The sequence below is a fragment of the Stenomitos rutilans genome (genome assembly GCF_059505485.1).
Map to the genome: position 1 here is coordinate 24,239 of NZ_JCACKR010000139.1, position 20,387 is coordinate 44,625.

General features: G+C 50.8%; 17 protein-coding genes. 7 read left to right on the plus strand and 10 right to left on the minus strand.

What is annotated here, in order from left to right; all coding sequences use genetic code 11:
* Positions 1-112: 112 nt before the first annotated feature.
* From AC5JLP_RS28665 to AC5JLP_RS28680, 4 genes are all read right to left on the minus strand, one after another.
* Positions 113-1,732, minus strand: coding sequence for an ABC transporter substrate-binding protein (locus AC5JLP_RS28665; RefSeq protein WP_496071259.1), 1,620 nt, complete (start codon positions 1,730-1,732; stop codon positions 113-115).
* A 223-nt stretch (positions 1,733-1,955) separates the two neighbouring features.
* On the minus strand, positions 1,956-2,672 hold the full coding sequence (locus AC5JLP_RS28670) for a hypothetical protein (RefSeq protein WP_496071260.1): 717 nt from the start codon (positions 2,670-2,672) through the stop codon (positions 1,956-1,958).
* 204 nt (positions 2,673-2,876) lie between these two features.
* Complete coding sequence (locus tag AC5JLP_RS28675; RefSeq protein ID WP_496071261.1) at positions 2,877-5,819, minus strand: PAS domain S-box protein; 2,943 nt, start codon at positions 5,817-5,819, stop codon at positions 2,877-2,879.
* A gap of 423 nt (positions 5,820-6,242) precedes the next feature.
* Positions 6,243-8,981 (minus strand): GAF domain-containing protein, encoded by a 2,739-nt coding sequence (locus AC5JLP_RS28680; protein ID WP_496071262.1) that lies wholly within the window; start codon positions 8,979-8,981, stop codon positions 6,243-6,245.
* A gap of 497 nt (positions 8,982-9,478) precedes the next feature.
* Between AC5JLP_RS28680 and AC5JLP_RS28685 the strand changes: the two genes are divergently transcribed.
* Positions 9,479-9,826, plus strand: coding sequence for a DUF4870 domain-containing protein (locus AC5JLP_RS28685; RefSeq protein ID WP_496071263.1), 348 nt, complete (start codon positions 9,479-9,481; stop codon positions 9,824-9,826).
* Between the two features lie 349 nt (positions 9,827-10,175).
* On the opposite strand, the gene AC5JLP_RS28690 is transcribed toward AC5JLP_RS28685, so the two are convergent.
* Positions 10,176-10,718 carry a hypothetical protein gene (locus AC5JLP_RS28690; protein WP_496071264.1) on the minus strand — a complete coding sequence of 181 codons (543 nt, stop codon included), beginning with the start codon at positions 10,716-10,718 and terminating at the stop codon, positions 10,176-10,178.
* Between the two features lie 897 nt (positions 10,719-11,615).
* Between AC5JLP_RS28690 and AC5JLP_RS28695 the strand changes: the two genes are divergently transcribed.
* The 5 genes from AC5JLP_RS28695 (at position 11,616) to AC5JLP_RS28715 (ending at position 15,260) form a co-directional block, all read left to right on the plus strand.
* Positions 11,616-12,170 (plus strand): hypothetical protein, encoded by a 555-nt coding sequence (locus tag AC5JLP_RS28695; RefSeq protein ID WP_496071265.1) that lies wholly within the window; start codon positions 11,616-11,618, stop codon positions 12,168-12,170.
* A 121-nt stretch (positions 12,171-12,291) separates the two neighbouring features.
* Positions 12,292-13,311, plus strand: a complete 1,020-nt coding sequence (locus AC5JLP_RS28700; RefSeq protein ID WP_496071266.1) for a helix-hairpin-helix domain-containing protein — start codon at positions 12,292-12,294, stop codon at positions 13,309-13,311.
* 203 nt (positions 13,312-13,514) lie between these two features.
* Positions 13,515-14,525 carry a M4 family metallopeptidase gene (locus tag AC5JLP_RS28705; protein ID WP_496071267.1) on the plus strand — a complete coding sequence of 337 codons (1,011 nt, stop codon included), beginning with the start codon at positions 13,515-13,517 and terminating at the stop codon, positions 14,523-14,525.
* Positions 14,526-14,828, plus strand: coding sequence for a protealysin inhibitor emfourin (locus tag AC5JLP_RS28710; RefSeq protein ID WP_496071268.1), 303 nt, complete (start codon positions 14,526-14,528; stop codon positions 14,826-14,828).
* Between the two features lie 126 nt (positions 14,829-14,954).
* On the plus strand, positions 14,955-15,260 hold the full coding sequence (locus AC5JLP_RS28715; protein WP_496071269.1) for a hypothetical protein: 306 nt from the start codon (positions 14,955-14,957) through the stop codon (positions 15,258-15,260).
* Between the two features lie 145 nt (positions 15,261-15,405).
* On the opposite strand, the gene AC5JLP_RS28720 is transcribed toward AC5JLP_RS28715, so the two are convergent.
* Positions 15,406-15,600, minus strand: a complete 195-nt coding sequence (locus AC5JLP_RS28720) for a hypothetical protein (RefSeq protein ID WP_496071270.1) — start codon at positions 15,598-15,600, stop codon at positions 15,406-15,408.
* Positions 15,601-15,609: 9 nt separating this feature from the next.
* Entirely contained in the window at positions 15,610-15,699 is a 90-nt protein-coding gene (petN, locus tag AC5JLP_RS28725) for a cytochrome b6-f complex subunit PetN (RefSeq protein ID WP_496071271.1), read from the minus strand.
* A 157-nt stretch (positions 15,700-15,856) separates the two neighbouring features.
* Between petN and AC5JLP_RS28730 the strand changes: the two genes are divergently transcribed.
* On the plus strand, positions 15,857-16,417 hold the full coding sequence (locus tag AC5JLP_RS28730; protein WP_496071272.1) for a hypothetical protein: 561 nt from the start codon (positions 15,857-15,859) through the stop codon (positions 16,415-16,417).
* Here AC5JLP_RS28730 and AC5JLP_RS28735 read toward each other — a convergent pair.
* The 3 genes from AC5JLP_RS28735 to AC5JLP_RS28745 all read right to left on the minus strand — a co-directional run bounded on the left by AC5JLP_RS28735 (position 16,387) and on the right by AC5JLP_RS28745 (position 20,149).
* Positions 16,387-17,049, minus strand: a complete 663-nt coding sequence (locus AC5JLP_RS28735) for an SDR family oxidoreductase (protein ID WP_496071273.1) — start codon at positions 17,047-17,049, stop codon at positions 16,387-16,389. The genes AC5JLP_RS28730 and AC5JLP_RS28735 overlap by 31 nt on opposite strands.
* Positions 17,050-17,164: 115 nt before the next feature.
* Positions 17,165-18,067 (minus strand): hypothetical protein, encoded by a 903-nt coding sequence (locus AC5JLP_RS28740; protein ID WP_496071274.1) that lies wholly within the window; start codon positions 18,065-18,067, stop codon positions 17,165-17,167.
* A gap of 93 nt (positions 18,068-18,160) precedes the next feature.
* Positions 18,161-20,149 (minus strand): iron uptake porin, encoded by a 1,989-nt coding sequence (locus AC5JLP_RS28745; RefSeq protein WP_496071275.1) that lies wholly within the window; start codon positions 20,147-20,149, stop codon positions 18,161-18,163.
* Positions 20,150-20,387 lie beyond the last annotated feature (238 nt).

Consider the following 20,387-nt stretch of genomic DNA (forward strand, 5'->3'; position numbering starts at 1 on the left):
CGGAGAAGTCTTAAGTTTTGAGTGATAACACAGCTATCAGCGGTCAGCCGTCAGCTTTTAAGCAGACCCTTCGGGAAGCAAGCTAAATCCTTTAGCCTTCCTTCTGCCCTCTTCACGCCTTCCGCAGCGTCCAAAAGGGAACTTTCTGCGTTACTTCTAAGCTGGCTCCTTGAATCCATTTTTGAACAAATAAATAGTCTTTGTTTTGCCAGAGGGGAATAAAAGGCACATCTTGAGCTAGCAGATCTTGTAGTGCCATAAAGAGTTGCTTTCGTGTTTCAGGATTCTGGGTTTTGCGGCTTTGATCGATGAGTTGATTGGCTCGATCGCTGTAGTAAAACGAGCCTTGCAAAAAGCTCGAACCATCGGTACACCCTTCGGCGGCTGACCCTTTAGCACATTCTAAAAACGGTTGAATGTAGTTATCTGCGTCCAGAAAATCGGGAGTCCAATCGAGCAAAAACATCGGATAAATGCCCTTGTCAAGATTCTTATAGGCGCTGGTAGATTCGATGCTTTTAAGGTCAATTTGCATAAGACCGCCTAACCGTTTTTTAGCGGCAGCTTTAAGCGTAATGGCAGCCAGTTGATCATTCGTGAGGTTCGATCGATACCAGAACTCGACCTTCAGTGGCTTTGCTGAAGAGTAGCCAGCCTTAGTCAGAAAGGCAGTGGCTTTGCTCACATTGCTGTCACCGTACTGCGCTTTGAAAACAGGCGTTTGCTCTTCTAATGTGGTGGGGATCAGGCTGTAGAGGGGATCAATCTGTCCCTGAAAAATACGATCTTGCAGGAGAGGCCGATCCATCATGGCCGCGATCGCCTGTCTCACTTCCAGTTGATCGAGCGGTGGCGATTTGAGATTGAGCGTCAGGTAATCAATACCGCTACCTGCTTTCTCAATGATTTGCCAACCATTGGGCGCTGCGCCCTGTTGCAGGTTACGGATGTGATCGATCGCCAAATTCTGATACGCCACATCCACTGCACCCGTGCGAAAGGCGTTGTATAAATTTGATGGGCTGGAGAAAAACTGAATATCTAGTCCCTTATTGGCAGGCGTTGCGCCCCAATATTGCTCAAACGCATCTAGGCGAATGAGGTCGGTGCCGTACTTCACCAATTTGTAAGGCCCTGTGCCAACTAACGTTGCCGGGTTGAACGCTCCCGCTTTAATTTCATACGCCTTGGGAGACACGGCACAGGCACCCGAAAACGCCAGCAGGGACGGAAAAGCGGCAAAGGGCTTTTTTAATTTAATGGTCAACTCATACTCAGCCGCTGGCTCAACCGCTGCGACTAAATCTGATAGCAGAAAAGACGGTGATCCCCCATTTTGAATGAAGCGCTGGAGAGAAAACGCCATTGCTTTGGCATTAAACGGAGTGCCATCATGAAACACAACGCCTTTTCGCAGAGGCACCGTGTAGAGTAACCCATTGGCACTGGCTGTTGGTAAAGCCGACGCCAACTGTGGCTCTAAGTCAGTTGTGCCAAGCTTGTAGGTGTAAAGGCGATCGCTCAGGTTGTACAGCAAACTCCCCGGAAACGTGCCATAAGCATCGGCTGGATCAAGCGTGTTGATCGTTGAGGTGGTGCCGAGCGTAATGCGCCCGCTCCCTGCCGTTGGCGATCGCAACTCAGGCGTAGCGCGCTGACAACTCACTGCCAACAGCCAGCAAAGGCAAAACATGAGGCAACGCTTGAGGAAGGGCGATCGACGTACAGCCATAGGTGGAGTGAATGCATCCCGTTCTACAGGAGTCAGCACCCTATTCTACGGCAGTCTCAAAGCGCTTATGACGTTTTGAATAGTCAGCGATCAGGGTAGAAGTTCTGAGTTCTGAGTTTTGAGTTAAATTTCCGCCTTCCCCTGCTTCCCTAGCTCCCCCACTCCCAACTCCCTCTCTCCTGCCTTCTACCTTTTGCCCTCTGCCTTTTACCTGCTCCCTCTATCATTTGCCACCTTCTGCTACAACGGCTCTACGCTTTGCCTCATAAAAGCGACAGGCAACATTGCCCAGAGCGTATAGAATCGCTGCGTTCCCCACACTACCAACGGCGGCACCCACAACAGGTACCAACTCAACGACGCTAAGCCCAACTTTGACCGCTTCCGAGCTGCCAGTGGACACACCCCAGAGTGTGAGTACCTCACCACGTCGGGTTGGGTCGGTGGGCGAAAAGCCATAAATTGCCGCAACGCGATAGATCATCTCTGCCTGAAGCGCCGCGATCGCCCCAAAGTCAACCGCAAATAGCATCAGCGCCAGTGGAGGAATAAAATTGGTCGCTAAGCCGATGCCTGCTGCTTTCCAGGCAGTATCAGCAATGACTCGCTGAGCTAACGCCGCATCATCATCCAGCGGATAGTCGCGTCTTAAAACCGCGACATCACGTTGAACCGCATCAACATCTACCTGCCCTAGCGCTGCCATGAGCCAGCTTACACCAGGAACTTTGGTCGCAAATTTGATGAATGGGTTTGAGACAATGGGTGTCACGACTTTGCCAACCGTTTCAGTGCCTTGCGCCAAAAAGTCGTGGAGTGAGGTGCCAAAGACTTCTCCCGCAGCCGTTGTCGCTTTATTTAACGTATCTACAAGCGCTTGAGAAGTCCGCTCTGCCCGTTTTGCGAAGGCATCAGCCCCGTTGTTGTCTTGAGTTGCCATAGCCAAACCGTTCCTCAACCATAAAGGCACATTTTCACTGTAGATAGCACATGCCAGGGTTGCGTCTGTCCTGCGGTAGTGAGAACCGACTGCTAAAAGTAGGAATCTTACGGCTTGAAGCGGCGCTTTTAAAGGGATGCCTTAGAAGGTTAGGGCTTATGCAAACCTTGGAGGCTTGAACCAGGCATCATCACCGTTCTGGTGCTAGACCAAGTTCTGCATCGGAATTTCAATGCAGAACTCGGTGCCCTCTCCCTGGGCTGAGAAGCAGGTGAGCGTACCGCCATGTTTTTCCACCACAATTTGATAACTGATCGACAGCCCCAGTCCTGTTCCCTTACCCACAGGCTTCGTGGTGAAAAAGGGATCAAACAGTCGTTGCTGTTGTACCTGAGTCATGCCACAACCGTTGTCAGAAATTTTGATCGCGATCGACTGTCTATCGGCCTGTTCGGTTTGAATGCGGATGCTTGGTTGACGATCGCCCGTAACGGATTCTTCTACAGCGTCGATCGCGTTCGAGAGAATGTTCATAAACACCTGATTGAGTTGCCCAGGGTAACACTCGATCTGGGGCAGTGGCCCGTAACGTTTGATAACCTCGATATCAGTGTGTCCAGCTTTGCCTTTCAGTCGGCTCTGCAAAATCATCAAAGTGCTGTCGATCCCTTCGTGGATATCGACCTGCTTGACCTCGGCTTCGTCCATACGGGAGAAGTTGCGGAGTGCCAGCACAATTTTTTGAATGCGATCGGCTCCCATTTTCATAGAAGCCAATAACTTTGGCAGATCTTCGAGTAAAAAATCCAGGTCGATCGCGTCAGCGGCAGTTTGAATCTCATGCAAAGGCGCTGGATAGTGCTGCTGATACAGTCGGATAAGGTGCAGCAAATCCTGAGTATAAACAGTGGCGTGATTGAGGTTGCCGTAGATAAAGTTGACAGGATTGTTGATTTCGTGAGCAACACCTGCCACGAGCTGACCCAGGCTGGACATCTTTTCACTTTGCACCATCTGGGTTTGGGTTGCTTGCAACTCCCGCAATGCCTGCTCCAGTTCTTGCGCCTTGCTGCGGCTTTGGGTATACAGTTCTGCTTGCGTAAGGGCGATCGCCAATTGCGCGATCACGGCCTCAATCAGTTCGATATCGCTATCTGACCAGCATTGTGCTGTAGCACTGTTGCAGCAAAAGATAGTGCCTAGCAACCCAGATTGCATCCGCACAGGAATCGCCAGCATTGCTTTGTAGCCAAACCGCTGCATAAAGCGCAGCAAGCTTGACTCCGGTAACGTATCGATATTGTCAACCCGCAGGATTTGCAGGTCTAGAAGCTGCACGAGAAGTGGAGATGTGGGGGAAACAGGATAGCGATCGACCAAACTCGGCAAATGCGCGTAGCGAGTTTCTTTAACGACTTCCCAGTAGCTCTCTTCACGGTTGGGGTCGTACCAGGAAAACTGACAGCGATCGGCTTCCGTAAAGTTCTGCACTTCTTGCAAGGTTGTTTCGAGAATCGTGTCAAAGTTTAGAGAATCCCGAATGCGGCCAACCAGACGATTCAGCAGACGTTCGCGATGGGCTTGCTCCCGCATCTGGTGCTCTGATTCACGCAGAGCCGCTTCGGCTTGTTTGCGATCAGTAATATTCCGCACAAACGCGCAGTTGAACTCCTTGCCATTTAACTCAAGGTAGTTAACCGTTACTTCAACCGGATAGATCGTGCCGTCTTTTCGCTGGTTAAGCGTTTCCAGCTTAAATGAACCTTGCTGTTTCAAATGTTGCCAGTGCTCAGCCCATGCTTCAGGTGGAAAAGCTGGATTAAAGTCAAAAACTCGTTTACCTACGATCACTTCACGGGGGTAGTCCAAATCTTTGCAAGCGGCATCATTTACATAAAAGACCACACCACTCGGTTCCACCCACCAGACCGGATCAGCCGCTCGATCGACGGCAAATTGAGTTAAGCGCAGAGCGTCTTCTGACCGTTTACGATCGGTAATGTTGCGCACCAACGCACAGTTGAGTTCTTTACCGTTTAGCTCAATGTAGTTAACAGTGACCTCGACTGGATAGATTGTGCCGTCTCTGCGCTGATTACGCGTTTCAAACGTGAATGATCCGCGTTCTTTTAGCTCGTGCCAGTGCGATGCCCACGCTTCTGGCGGCAGGTCTACAGCAAAGTCGCAAACCCGCTTGCCCAAAATGTCCTCACGAGGATAGCCCAGATCCCGACAGGCCGTATCGTTAACATAACAAATGCTGCCATCAGCTTCTACCCACCAAATCGTATCAGCCGCATGATCGACCGCGAATTGAGTTAGTTTCAAAGAGGCTTCGGCTTGCTTACGATCGGTGATGTCGCGCACCATCGCCATCACTTCGTCTGTTTGGCATGGCACAATGCGAACTTCTTCATACTTCACAACATCATCAATCACCAGCTCTTGCTCATAGATTTGCAGTTCACCCGTGTTAAGCGCTTTCTGGACGTAGTGCATCCTTTGCTGGGCAAGGGCGGGGGGTAGCGAGTTGCTAATCTTTGCCCCAACCGTCAATTGATCGGGATTAAGCACTTTAAAGCTTTCGCTGCTCTGCACATCCAGGTAGGTTTCGTCCCGTCCAATCCGAAACAGCAAATCGGGAACGGCATTAATCAAAGCACGATTGGTCGCTTCACTCTGACGCAGCGTTTCTTCGGCCTGCTGACGATCGGTGGCTTCTTCAATGACAGCCAGCATGCCTGTACAGGTGCCGTGTTCATCACAGAGTGAGATCCGACTCACATCCAGCCAAATGGGTGGTTCTGCATGGGGTAACACCTCCAAACGGTGATACTCCGCCTGCTTTTGCTCCATGAGGGGATGATCGCGATCGTGCAAAAACGAGGCAGGATGGTTTTGCCACTGCATATTGCTGGCAGTTCTGCCCACAATTTCGAGGGGGTGATTGAGTCCTACAGCCTGTGCAAATGCCTGATTGCAGCCTCGAAAAACAGCGTCTTTGTCTTTCCAGGCAATGGCTTGTGGTAAGTGATTGACCACCTGCTGAAGCATAGTGAGGGATGTTCTCAGCGTTGCCTCGCTCAGAGAAGCGGTTGCAGCCTGTGCTTCTGCATCGTGTGATGGTTTCGCAGTCGAAGAGTACATACCTTCAGAGAATGGGGTGGGCTAGGCACGCTCAAGGCGGCGATCGGGTAATCTCACGCTTAGAGACGCACTTAATATGCCCCATTGCGCTAGAGGACTCGCTGTTGTAGCAAGAAAGGCGCCTGATAAGGGGAGGAGGGAAAGAAAGGGGAAAAGAGAGGGCAAGGGAAGTAGGGGGAGCAGGGGAAGCAAGGGGAGAAGAGGGGCAAAAGGCAGAAAGCAGTTGATCAAGCCAATTCTGGCTCCTGACTCCTGAATCAATTCATTAGGATTTACGCAGTCGCCCCCTAATTCCCCAATTCGGGAGGGCTTTGAGTTCTTGCTCTCCCTTTCTTGTATGCCCGCTAGGGCTATAAATTGTGGGCTGGGGGCTAGTTTTGCGAGAATTTGCTTAAGTCCTGTTCATCCTTTATCCCTCATCCCTCACTTCTCCGTCATCATCCACGAGCCATCCCAATCGTCTGCTGGCGGGTTTTTAAGCCAGTATTGGCAGCGGTCTAAATGCAGGTTTGCAGATTTGTCATTTTTATCAATCTCTAGCACCATGCCGAATGAACCCATTGCGAGGGGAAATTTTCGATCGCGGTAGTGTTTCAGTCCAGCGCTGTAATACTCGATAATCTGCTTTGTTGTATCGGGGATTGGCTCTGTCTGAAGGCCAACGAGTTCATAAACGGCAACGGGGCGATTCTTGCCTTTCACTTTGATGTAATCAAGTTCGCGCGTCCAGATGCGATCGGCGCAGGGTTTGAAAGTATTTTCACTGATTACAATATCGGTGCCATACTGCTTGCTGGCGCTTTCTAGCCGCGATCCCAGGTTGACTCCATCCCCGATCGCGGTGAACTCCATGCGCTTGCTAGAACCAATGTTGCCGCTGATGACGCTATCGGAGTTGATGCCAATGCCGATCCTAATCGGTGGTTGATGGTTGGCTGTGCGATCGGCGTTGAAGATGGTCAGGCGGCGACGCATTTCGATCGCGGTTTGCACTGCCATCCAGGCGTGGTCATCCAGCGGTAAGGGAGAGCCAAAGACCGCCATGATGGCATCGCCAATGTACTTGTCAAGGGTGCCTTTATGCTGAAAGACCGCATCGACCATTGATTCAAAGTACTTGTTGAGCATTTCCACGACTGCTTCGGCTTCCAGGCTTTCGGTCAAGGTGGTGTAGCTGCGAATGTCGGAGAAGAGCACCGTGACATCTTTGCGATCGCCGCCCATCTTAGCAGCATCGGGATTCTCTAAAAGCTGTTCCGCTAGCTCCTGAGTCATATAGCGGTACATCGTGCTCTTGAGCCGTTTTTCATCGCTGATGTCTTCCATCACGACCAGCGCTCCAGAAACCTGGGTGCTATCTTTCGCATCGGCGATCGTGTTGATGGACAAATTAACGCTGTGCTGCTCTATGCCTTGATAGGGCTGCAATAGCTGGTCAGGATAATACTGCTGACGGCTTTTTTCGTCTTTAGCCGCTAACCCCAGGTCAAACCATTTGGTGAAATCGCCCTTCTCAATCTTGATCAAATCGCTGACCGTTTTGCCTTCCAGCGTTTCGTCATCATCCAGACCCAAGAGTTTTCTGGCACTTTCATTCGCCGCAATAATGGTGCCGTTTTTATCAGTCGAGATGACTCCATTGCTGAGCGATCGCAGAATATCTCGCTGCATCTGCTCTTGCTGCTTGACCGTCTCGAACAACTTGGCATTTTGCAGCGCGACACCCGCCTGAATGTTAAATGCCTGCATGAACTCCTGGTCGTTGCGGTTAAAGCTTGCCCGCCAACAGTCTGGCGCTTCCGGGTAATGGGCAGGATCGTAGGGAGGATAATCGCCCTGCTTCTTCTTATTGATGAGTTGCGTCACGCCAATGAGTTCGTTATCCGCATTAAAGACAGGCATACAAAGGATGCTGCATGTCCGGTAGCCCGTTCTCTTGTCCGTATCTTTTGAGGTTTGCGAATTGGGATCGTCGTAAAGGTCAAAGGGAATGATTACGGGTTCGCCTGTGGTGGCAACCTGCCCCGCAAAGCCTGCCCCCATTGGAATGCGAAGCTCTTGCAGCACACCGTTAATAGGAATCTGTGTCCAAAGCTGGTTGCGATCGCGGTCTACAAGCCACAGCGTACTGCGATCGGCCTGCATCAATTCCTGAGCCTCGTCCATCACCTTTTTCAGCGTTTCTTGCAGGTCAAGGCTACTCTGACTGAGGGATTTGGTTGCCTTCATCAAGGCTGAGGCGGCGCGCTGCTGCTGAGTGGCCCGATAGAACGATCGCGACGATTCAATAATCAACCGAATGGAGGGCGCAAATTCTTCAAAGACTTCCTCGTCTTTGTGTGTGAAGCCGCTGCGATCGATCTTCTCTTCAAGTAGTGCGTAGGGATCAAGATCTTGCTTGAGCTTGTTAATCAACTGCACAACAGCCACTAGCTTGCCAGACTCATCCAAGAGCGGCATTGCCAGCATGGTGTAGGTGCGATAATGATTTTTCTCGTCAAACTTTCGCGCCGCTTCAGAGCGATGATCGTCGTAAAAGTCGTAGGGAATATTCACGACTTCAAGCTTGGTCGCCACTTCGCCTGCGATTCCCACTGTGGCGGGTAAACGTAACTCTAGGTTGTGCCCCCGTTCGTCTTTGGCGACAATCGCCCACAGTTCGTTTTTATCTTCATCCAAAAGATAAATGGTGGCGCGATCGGCGTTGAGCAACTCGCTCGTCTTAAGCGTGATAGAGCGCAGCATCTCTTCTAAGATGGCGTCAAACCCCTGGGCATCCAGCAAGTTGTCCAACATGGACAGAGTTTGATGCACGACCTGGAGCTTTTGCTCCACATCGGTGACGACTTCCTTAAACTTGTCCTTTGTCAAAGGGGCCAGAAACGCGCCAAAGCTGCCCTTGCTTGTAACCAACGCGCCGCCTGTGGGAGGGTGGTGCCCTGGCTCTAAAAGCTCCAGTGAATGATTGCCACGATGCGCGGAATCTTCTGTCTGTGCTGGCTCCAAGGCACTCGCGCGATCGTGACTCGACGGCTGATCAATCACAACCTCGCTCATGACGACTTCTGACGAAGTTGCGACGATCTCAACTTCTTGATGAGCCACAACATCAATGGTATTGCCATGATTGGGATCGGGCAGATGCGGCGATGTAGCTTTCATAAATACCAACTAAGGATTAGAAATGAAGCCAGTAACTCAGTGGTAATGCGGATCGTATGCGGGCATTTGTGGTTAACGCTTCTAAGGCATCATGCAGCCATGATTAAAGCTGCCAACGTTTGCCGTTGCCAACGTCATCTACACCTAAATCTAGGACGATTCTGGCACTATGATCTGAGAATGTGTGTACACATGCTTACCTTTACGACCTCTGCCCAATGGCTCTCTATTGCCAGAATGCCCACGATTAGTCTACGCTACTCGTCAAATTAAAAAGACTGTACCTATTCTCTATTTTGGCAGCAATCGAAGCAAGCGTTCTTGTGGGAGTGAGAAGTGGGGGATGGGGGATAGGGGATGGGGCTAGCATTGCCTTTTGCCCTCTGCTTCCTTCGGTAATCCTGCCAATGAGGGTAGTGTTCTCATCAGCGAGAGAAGATTCCGATCGCTGTATAGTGGCAATGTAAGCAAACACCCCTCAACGGGAGACAGTTAAAATGCAAGGTCCCGAAGTATTTGATACTGATAAACGTAAGCTGCTATCGGCTCTGAGCCACGGGTCAATCTTTTTTAGTGGTTTAATTGTGTCCGTTGCGATTCCAATTGCCGTCTCACTGATCTCCGACGACCCCGTTGTGAAAGACAATGCCAAAGAAGCCATTAACTTTCACTTCAACGTATGGCTTTATGGCATTATCCTTATCCCACTATCGTTTATTACGCTTGGTTTGGCAGGTGGTATTTGGTGGCTAGTCCATTGGGGTTTAACCATTTGGGCAGTTTCACACAGCCTAAACAAGCCTGACCAGCCCTTTCGTTACCCCTTCATCTTCCGTCTTCTTTGAGTACAGGCATACGTGGTTTGATGCTTGAAGCGCGGTGAGGCGCTTGAAAATAAATAGGCAACTAAGCAGACCCTCATAAATAAATTGCCCCTCAGGTGAAGTACTGAGGGGCAGTGGAGACAGTTAAACGCTTACTGACAGTTTTAAGGGTATGTAAAGCAACTGGACGCTGGCATGTGACGGTTTTTGCAGTGTCCTTCGTTTGAAAGGTATCAAATCGAGACGTATCAGAAACGGTAACCGCCGCCTCGTTAAGACTGGGCACCTTTAAGCTACACGTATCCTCATGCATTTACTCAAGCAGCTCGATCGGGCTGCTTTTTGTTTTTGGCACCAATGGCGCTGACGGCTATATCGACAGCCGCATGCCCCAGCCGATGCCCAGACCGACGAGAGAAAGCAGGACTAAAATCCAAAAAGCCTGTAGCTTACTCAGCCCCAGTGTTTGTAGGTCAATTCTTGCCAAGGCTTCACTAGCCAAAATCGTGGAGATGTGGAGAAACAGTTGAAGCCAGAACAGAATACATACAATTAGCCCAGCAATCACACACACGGCTAGAAAGGCCACGGTATCTGATTGAAACCAGCGGGTAATGAAGCGGTTGAAACTGGTGAGCGGCGAGATAAAGAGGCAAGATGCCACAACAACCCAGGCGATCGCCAGGGTTGCACCCACCAAATTCTCGCGAATAATGACGCGACAGATCGCCAACGGCTCGATCGCTAACGGCAGCAGATGATGCAAAGCGCTAAATGTGCCCTGACATGTTGGCGAAAGCCAGGTAGGATTCGTGAGCGTAGGGCTTGCAACCAACCAACCAAAGCAACCATAGGCAATGAGCAGCAGCGCACAAGAAACCCACGGAACCCTTTTTACCGATTCAGCGTTCATTGGACTGATGCTCCCATCGAGCAAAACTGGCAATCATATTATCAGCTACCAGCGTTAGATTTCAGCCTTGAGGCGATCGTTCCACTAACTTCTCAGGCATCATCGCGTCTTTTGCGCCTAAAAAATTAATCTTGTTATGCACGGCCAAAATTGGAGCGATCGTTAATTTTTCTTTAGAGCGAAAGCTAATGGCTAAGCTATTTAGCTTCTCTAACTAGATACAGAAACTCTAAGCGCTTAGGAATTTGCTACCTAATAACATTCCACTCGTAGGATGTGTATAGCCTTCGGCATAGCTACGCTAAAAGCGCTAGCCGTAACGCATCAAAGGGATTTTTTTCACACAAGCCTCTTAAGGTTGTAAAAGCACTTTTTCTGCAACAAACCTGGTAATACTTGAAGCAGGACAACGATAAAAACTTGTTTAAAACGTTAGTGATGCCGCTATCATACATCATTTATAAATGGCATTTTCATCAGAGTTTTCCATTTTTAGAGCAGGTGTAGTTTTAAAAAATTTAAGATATTTTTTGTTCTAAACACCCCTCGTGATGAACGTTAAAACTTCCATGACACTTCTGCGACGACAGCTTTTTTTTCACCAAGCGAGATTGCTGTTTCTAACCTAAGTAATCAAATAAATACTTTTTAAGGAAAAATCAAAAGCGTCTACCTATGCTGGGCAACTCACTACCCATCTACAACTGAGCTTATCACAAGAAGCAAGGGGAAAAGAGTACCCAACCTGGGTACTGCACGATCGCTGATCTGTTGCGATGATGAATTCAGTTGACAAGCCAAGCATAAAAGCGCTGAAGACTAAACGTTTGAAAGCGACTTTAGCTAAAGGCCGACAACTGAATTCAAGAACTTGCAACACACGAGGATACTAGTATTATGGCTAACGAAATGGATGCAATGGTAAGAACGGCCCAATTTATTGCGGGTAGTGTTCCTGATGGTCAAACGGCTGAGGTTACTGCAAGCGAAACTCGCTCTCGCACGATCGTCGGCCCTGTTGAATTCAAACTGCAAAACCTACGAGTCCGTGGTCTTGGTACTAAGCCTGCGGATCCGAGCAATTCGCCATTCATCATTGCTGAAGATGAGCAGTATGAAGTCGCTGTTGATGTTTTGTTTAACAGAACACCTTTGACCGAACTTCTGATGTGCCTGGGCACTCGAATCATCATTGATTTTGGGCTTGAAGGCTATGGCAAGAATGCACCTGAAGTGGATGTTCAAGCAACCCTAGTCACCGTCAAAGATCAGTACAGCTATCAACTGATTCACAGAGGGATTGCACAACGGGATGGCCTGAAGCCTGGGCTTTATGAAATTGGTGCTGTGGCTACCGTTGGGCCTGTTGAGAACAAGTGCACGACCAAGATTTGGGGACATGGCTATATCAAAGAAGTCTTGCTGGAAGTGTATGCCTCCGGTCAAGAGTAAGGAGTAGTCCCTCTAAGTTCGGTGTAGTGCTGGACGTAACGATCTCCTGACATCGGTTGGGAGTTACCTTACCTGGTAGGACCTTGTGCCTACCAGGTTCCTATTCACATGAGGAACCTGGATGATGGGATCACCACCACATAAAACCAGCGACAACCATAAGCATTGCCGCGATTTAACGCAAATTCGAGGGATTGGCGTGGTCAGAAAGCGTTGGCTTCAGTCGCTGGGTATCGACACGATCGCCGATCTGGCTCAAGCGTCAGCCGATGCTATCGAGGCTCAAGCGAAGCGTGATGGGCGAACCCTCTCTCGTGATGAGCTAGAAGACTGGATTGCTCAAGCACAAAGCCATTCGGTTGAGGTGCCGTTAGAGCAAGCAGAGCCGTCTAATGTCGTCGAAACCATCGTACCTGTGGCTGTCTCCAAACGCCTGGATCAGGAGCGAACAAAGGCAAAGGGCGACGATGCCTTGATGGAGTGGGACACTATTGCCTCGTTTAAAGTGGCGTATCAGGCCCGGCAGAGACACGGAAAAACGGAGCAGCGGCTCATGGTGCATCATCTTGAAGCAGATGCCGTTGAGAGTTGGAGCGATTGGGACACAGAGCAGATGCAACCGTGGATGCGCGATCGCGCCGAAACATCACAACCGCACTCACAGATAGACAGCCCGATCATAGCCAACCCAGTTGAGGCAGAAATCACACAGCTACGGGTGATGCAGCCTTATTACATGAGCCGCCCGATGGTTGCGGATCGAACCAGTCCCATCTTCTCAGACACCATTCAAACAGCAGCACCCTTTGCACTGGAAGTGTCTGTGCACGTTACGGGGCTAACAGACACTGAGCTAGCAGACACTGGGCTAACAGGCGCAAAGCCGGGAAACCAGGTTACGTATCGGGTGCAATGTCTGTCCCGCCATCTAGTGACAGGTGAAACTGGCTGCCTAGCTGATGTAACGGTACAGGTTCCCCTTTCAAACGACTCTAGCTATCAAGTGTTACTGCCGTCGCTACTACTGCAACAACCGGGCACCTATCGTCTGAAAGTCTTAGTCACGCTGCAACACGCTCTACGGCAACACGCTCCGTCAGCCTTAGGACAGTTCAAAGTGCCAATGCTGCAAGTGGTGTAATACCAGTTTTGAGTTTTGAGTTTTAAGTAGCGCTAGCTCCGAAGGAGCCACTTCGTGAATGCGCCGACAAGCTAGAGAGTTTTGAGTAACCGAACCTGCGTAGCATCGCTGTCAAACCCAGGTTCTTGTTCGATCGCCCATCCCTGAAGGAGCGTCCTATGCACCTATGTCATCATTCCCTTTGTTGCTTCGTGCCACCCTACATGGCTGAAAGCCTGCAAGACTCTGAAGATCCGGCTGTGCGTCAGATTGCACTGGCCTCACTGGGCAACGAATATCGTACGGCTCGGCGGTTGTTGAGCACCCAACCACTGTCTGTTTCTTTGATGGGACAGATCGCTGGCAAAGAGCGCTATGTGTACGACATGAGTGGAGCCAGCGATCCCTTACCTGGCAAGTTGCTGCGGCGAGAAGGCGATCGCCCAGCAGACGATGAGGCTGCCAACGAGGCGTATGATTACTCCGGTGATGTCTATGATTTCTACAAAGACGTGTTCGATCGAGACTCGCTGGATGATGCTGGCTTGCCGTTGCGATCGAGTATCCATGCAGGCGATACCTTTGGTGGGCCGATGTCCAACGCATTTTTTAACGGTCAGCAGATGGCCTATGGCGACGGTGACGGAAGTTTATTTACTCGGTTTACCCAGGCGCTCGACGTGGTGGGGCATGAACTCACTCATGGGGTCGTGAGCTTTACCAGCAATCTTGACTACTTTGGTGAGTCGGGCGCACTCAATGAAAGCTTTGCCGATGTCATGGGCAGTTTAATTCTCCAGTGGAAGTATAGCCAGACCGTTGAACAAGCCGACTGGTACATTGGCAAAGATGTGCTTGGCCCCGGTGCAAGCATTCAAGGGGTTCGTACACTCACGGGTGAGAAGGCGTATATCAACGACCCACACTTTGGGACAGACCCTCAACCCAAACACTACCAGGATCGCTATACTGGGTCGCGTGATCGCGGCGGCGTTCACATCAACTCTGGCATCCCGAACCATGCGTTTTATCTGGCGGCAATGACAATCGGTGGCTACGCCTGGGAAAAAACAGGCAAGATTTGGTATATCACATTAAAGAGTGGGCTGAGCGCCACGGCAACTTTCGAGGAAGCGGCCACTGCTACGATCGCGATCGCCGAACAGGTCTATGGAAACGAAAGTGAAGAGCAGAACGCTGTCCGCAGTGCCTGGCAGCAGGTGGGAGTCATCTAAATGCACATTACCTTAGAGCGCAGTGGTGGCTTCACGGGAATGCCACTCACCATCACCGTCGATACCGCTACTCTAGCGCCCGACCAAATAGCCCAACTGCGCCACCTCATCGAAGCGGCAGACTTTTTTCACGTCTCGGCTTCCTCAATGCAGGCGCAACCAGACCGCTTTGAGTACGAAATCACTGTACAGGACGGCGATCGCACCCACACGATCGCTTTTGGAGAAGCGGCGATACCAGAACCGCTTAAGCCCCTGGTGCACTGGTTAATGGATGCTCGACGCAGTAAGGAATCAAATTAAATTGGCTCGGAAGTTACTACCGCTAAGGCGCAAAGAACGCGAAGAGCAGAATGTGACTTTGGTGAGGTGAACTGACTTCAGAAACATGGGTATACTGCAAGACATCGTTACGCAGCATACATTGTCATGGAATTAGCTAATCGTCACCGTCCGCATCGAGCGGTCGTTCGCTGCAAGGCCAAAATGCTCTTGTTAGAAACGATCGATGAACAGTTTGATTGGGATTGTCCCTTTGATGACACGCTGCTTAAAGAGCTAGCAACAGGTCTCTTCCAGTCGCGTCAGTATCAACTATGTTTTGAAAAATGCCTTTCTAAGCAAGAAGCCCAGAGTGTAGAAGACCAGCTTGCAAACGCGTTAGCAGATACCTATCGGAATCTCTTGCAGCGTCATCAAGATCCGATCGTTCAACGTCTCAATGCTCTGCTGTAAGCCGTGATCATGTGAGCCGTGATCGCAGACCTGCTGTCCTTAAAAATGCACTAACGACCCAATGCAAGTGGTGCTAAAATTCGACTTGCATGAGAGCCGTTGAGCGTTAGCTGAGATCTTTGACGGATCTTTGCTCAGAACGCCATTACTTTTTCGCGTTGCCAGACTTACGCGAGGGCTTCTCAGTGCTGCGGGGGATGGCACGATCGTCTCGCGACGCGCGATCGCGGCGGCGGCGATCGCGCCACTCTGCCAGGGTAAGATAGCCGACCCCCCCACTGATGATCACCATCAGCCCAAAGGCAACTAAAACAAGAACGTTAAAAACAGGAGCTTCCACAAGACCAACCTAAAACCCGTTGCGGCCCCAAACGACCATCGAAATCGAGAACGTAAATACCACCAGCAGCGAAACCCAACCCAGCGTCACAATATCCATGAGTGTGTAAAATCAGCGTCGTGAAATGTTTTCTTTGTTGATCATAGTTCAAAGTTGCACGGGGATAAAGGCTGTAAAAGATTTGAGCATAATGGATGATGAGAGCACAAGTCCATCTACAATCGAAAAGCTGCAATCGCAACGCGTAGCTATGTCGATGAACCATCATGAGCAACCTGAGCCTGCGATCGCACTGATCGATCTGGCTGAGCGCATTGAATCGGTCAAAGCGGGTCTTCTGGGCGCAGCCACGAGTGGCCTGGTGTTTGGTGCCCTCACGCTGGTAGAAAGCTGGTTACGAACACCCCACTCTGTATTCTTAACTCCGTCTCTCATCCGTGCAGATGGCTTCGAGATTATCATCAGTGACGCGATCGCAGCGTTCTCTGGGTTCCTTTTTGGCGTGACCTACCGCTATATCATCCGGCAAGACCGCAATCCCCACCTTCGCTCTGGGGCCGTGTTCGCGTTTGGGCTGGTGCGAGGGTTAGCGCTGGTAGAAGGACGGTTGGACGAACCAATGGTGCTCCAGACGTTAGTGAGCTTGGGCCTTGAAAGCCTGTTGCTGTTTGCAAGCGTTCGTTTTGTGCTGGATGGGGCACTCGTCGCTGGCTGGTTGAAACCGTTTGGTTCGTCGTTGCCTGTGACTGCCACAGCACCATTGGTTGAACTGCAACCATCCAGCCTTTACAGCTCAAAGTCTTCAAACTCTAACTGACCAAACAGCAGGGTACGATCGACCGCTGACAGGATTTTGTTCTTGGCGCGATCGGAGGTAAGGCTACGAATCACCAGATCGGCTACATCCGCACGATGAATCGAGCCAGCCACATTAGGATTTTCGGTTAAAACCGCCGTACCTCTGGGTGGCTCTGACTTCAACCCACCGGGACGAATAATCGTATATGTCAAGCCGCTGGCAACGAGATGATTTTCGGCCTGTTCTTTTTCTGCCAGGACAGCACCCAGCGTTTCAAGCGCCTGTGGTGGCAAGGCAGCCGCACTTTCACCCGTGCCGATCGACGACACTAAAAGAAACCGCTTCACACCAGCCTTCACAGCCGCATCAATCAAGTTCTGGTTGCCTTTAAAGTCAGCCCGTTCGCCGTCCGTTGGTTTACCGCCGATCGTGCTAATGACGGTATCAAGGGGTTGTTTAGCAACGAGTGCCGCAAGCGCTTCGGCATCCAGGGCATCGCCAAACACCACCGTTGCGCCCATTGCTTCTAGCTCTGGACGAGCGGTGTTCGATCGCAGCAGGACAACAACCTCGTGCCCCTGGGTGGTCAAGCTTTTCGCAATCTCTCGCCCCACGCCACGACTTGCTCCCGCCAAAAATATTCCTGTCATGAGTGGCTTTTGTCCTTTAGAACCCTACCTTCCCAAAAGTCTACTCCATCCACAAGATCTGAGGGTCTTGAAACCATCAGACAACACACGTCCTGGAAGAGCGATCGATATCGCTCTATCGCAGTAGAACTCGGCTTTTGGGACCGATCGCGTCTGGTGCTTGTGCCGCATCCAGCACCGCGCGCTGAACCTCAAAGGAGCTTCCAGCACTAAAAATCGAGAGTACAGGATCGGTATTGTTACCCGCGCCGCCGGTACTGCCCGTGCTGCCGGTACTGCCCGTGCCGCCGATCGTCGTGCCGCTTCCAGTTGTGCCCGACCCGATCGGCTGCAAACCTGCGGGCACCGTGATGGTCAATTTCACGGGCATAGCATTCACCGGGTAGGAGAACACGGTTGGCTTAGGGGCAATGGAGGGATTTGCCTGAAAGTTGTACTGCGATCGAAAATCAAACACGGTAGGGCTTGAACCGCCATTAGAGTCGCTATAGCGCGGCCCCTGCCCTCGGATGGCAAAGGTTCCTTGATATTGCTGCCCGGTCGCCGGATCAGTCACCGTACCAACATAATTGCCTTGTACGACAAATTCATCCTGAATGTTGCCCCAAAAATTGACTGGCGTATCATTATTAAACCGCTGCGTCGGTTGTAATTGCCCCGATAAGATTGCAGAATCCAGGGTGCCATTGGTTGAAACAACAGGAATGCCCCGAAAATCGACAAAGAAGCTGCCATTAGCACCCATTCTCACCAAATTGGGGTTAATCGCGCTCGCATCAAAGACCAACACCCCATTACGAAAATAGCGTCCCTGGCTGTCCGTATCCACTCGCGTCGTGCCCTGGTTGAAATTCGGATTTTTGTTGGGCGGTGTGATGGTGCCAGAGATAACCCCCGTGCTGTTAATCTGCACTTGAGCGATCGCGCTAGCAGCCCACAACGGCACGATCGCAGCACTACCTACAAGAAGCTGAAACAGTTGGAAGCAAGGCAATTGGAAGCAAGAACGCAATGACATAAGCTTGAACCCAAGAAGAGAGTAAGATTCCAAAAAGGTAAATAACCAAAAAGTTGAATAACCAAAAAGTTGAATAACGCCGACTGCACCCCGCTAAAACTGAAACGTTGTCCTTAACGTGCCAATCAACAACGTATCGTTAGCAGCATTGTGATTGGGATTGAAGACCACTAGCAAGCCTGGGGTAATGGCAATGTTGTCAGTCAGGCGTGCTCGATAAAACAGTTCCAGGTGAATGGCCGTGTCGGTTTGACCACCCGCCCCGCCGCCAGTCGCAAACTTCGGGAAGTTAAAGCCCGTTGGTAGCGAACTGGCCGTAATTTTAGGCGGTTGCCCGACCAAAATGCCACCCAGATTTCCGGCTCCAAAAAGGTCGGGGAAAGCCGAAAACACCATCCAGTTGGTGGTTTGTACCGAGCCAGAAAGGCTGTTGTCGATCGGGGTCGATGTTGTCCAGCCGCCCCAGGTACCCAGTGTCCAACGGGGAGTGACCCGCCACGCCAGCGTTGCACCGATCGCATGGGTCGTTAGAGGCACATCACCCAGCGTAAAAGGAGATACCAACTGCGTATCGCCAATACCTGTGCCAAGTGAGCTATCAAGCGATCGAGAAAAAAGATAATCTAAGCCCACATCAATCGTATTGGTGGGAGCGAGTGAAAGCTGTACCCCTGCAACATAGCGGCCACCGAAAAGCCCTCCCGCATCGCTATCGGTTGCAACAGCAGGCAATTCGGCACTATAGATCCCTTGCAAGCTGACTCTGGGCGCAATTTGCCAATCAAAACCAATGCCACCCGTACCATTGCCGATCGCCAGGATGGGATTGCGCTGCCCAAACAGCGACAGTGCCCCAAACCCGGTGCCCTCAAGGGGATTGATGCCTCGAAACGTGTTGCTAGGGTTCACACCCGCTGTTCCAATAATGACCCCAAAGTTAGGAGTAACCGAAAACCGATACGACAAATCACTCAACACCAATTGATTTTCTTGCCCTGATTCGTAGGCAAGCCGACCCATGTTGGTAAAGAGATCGGGAGCGCTCGATCGCAAGTTGCCCGTCTGCAAACCCGTCAACAGTAAATCACCAGGACGAAACGATGTGACAAACGACAGTTCCACCTGATCAGCAAACGTCGTGTTGAGCTGGCCCGATCGCTCTGGTTGACCATCGCGAGGAAACAAATCAATATTTGTGCGATTGCTGCCTTGAAGGCTAAAAATGGCTTGTCCAAATAAGCGCGTCGTCGTTGAAAATTGCTGCTTTTCCAGCGTTGCCGTCCGTGCTTCCAGCGTTTCTACCCGACCACGCAGGGTTGCCAGCTCTGCCGCGTATTCTTCTTGCAGTTTTTGCAACGTGATGAGATCGTCTTGTTTGACTAAATCTGTGGTGGCTGAGGCGAGCAGTTCATTGACGCGATCGAAACAGGCGTTCAAACCGGCTGCAAACTCATAGCGAGTCAGCGAACGATTCCCTTGAAAGATTTTATCGGGGTATCCCACAAGACAGGCATAGCGTTCAACTAACGACTGCAACGCTTGAAAGGCCCAATCAGTCGGTTCTACATCCGTCAACTGTGAAACCGCTGTCACCTGCGACATGGCGGCATTCCTACCCTCATCCACATCCTCTCTTGGAGCCGTTGCCAAATCCAGACCTGTTTCATTAGGTGCAGCAACTGGGGGTGCAGCAACTGGAGGTGCGGCGACTGGAGGTATAGCAACTGGGGCAAGCGCTGTCAGCAGCGATCGCTGGGGTGGTGAGGCTGCTGCCAGAGGAGCGACGGTTGAGGCCGTTGAAACCTGAGACGAGCGACTGAATTCTGGTAAGCGTGCAGTCGTTTCAGGGGCCTGCTGCAGTTGAGGTAAAGGCTTTGTGCTAACGATAACAGAGTCTACAGGGGATGATGCCTTAAAGGTTGACAAATGTAGAGTGTCAGGAGCGGCAAGGGCGATCGCCTCATCATGTGCTACGGCGATCGTCTCACTGGCCTCTAGTGCCCGGCCTGATACTCTCTGCAATGGCGTGGCTATCGGGGTTTCCGAGAGTACTGCTGGAGGGACTGTTTGCAACAAACTCATTGCAAGAAGACCTAAACCTGTCATTTTTACAACCGCAATAATGAACCAGAAAACCTGAGCATTGTTATTCCTTTAAGCCCGTTTAATGTATCTCAATCCGGATTATTTGCCACACGTTTTTGTCCGTAGAAACCCTGAAATTTACTGTTTTAAGCGACTTTTACGCCCTCTTTAAGCAACGCTTTCTTAACAATTTAGTTAGCCTGAAGTAGGCTATATAGTGGTTACGGTGCCTGAT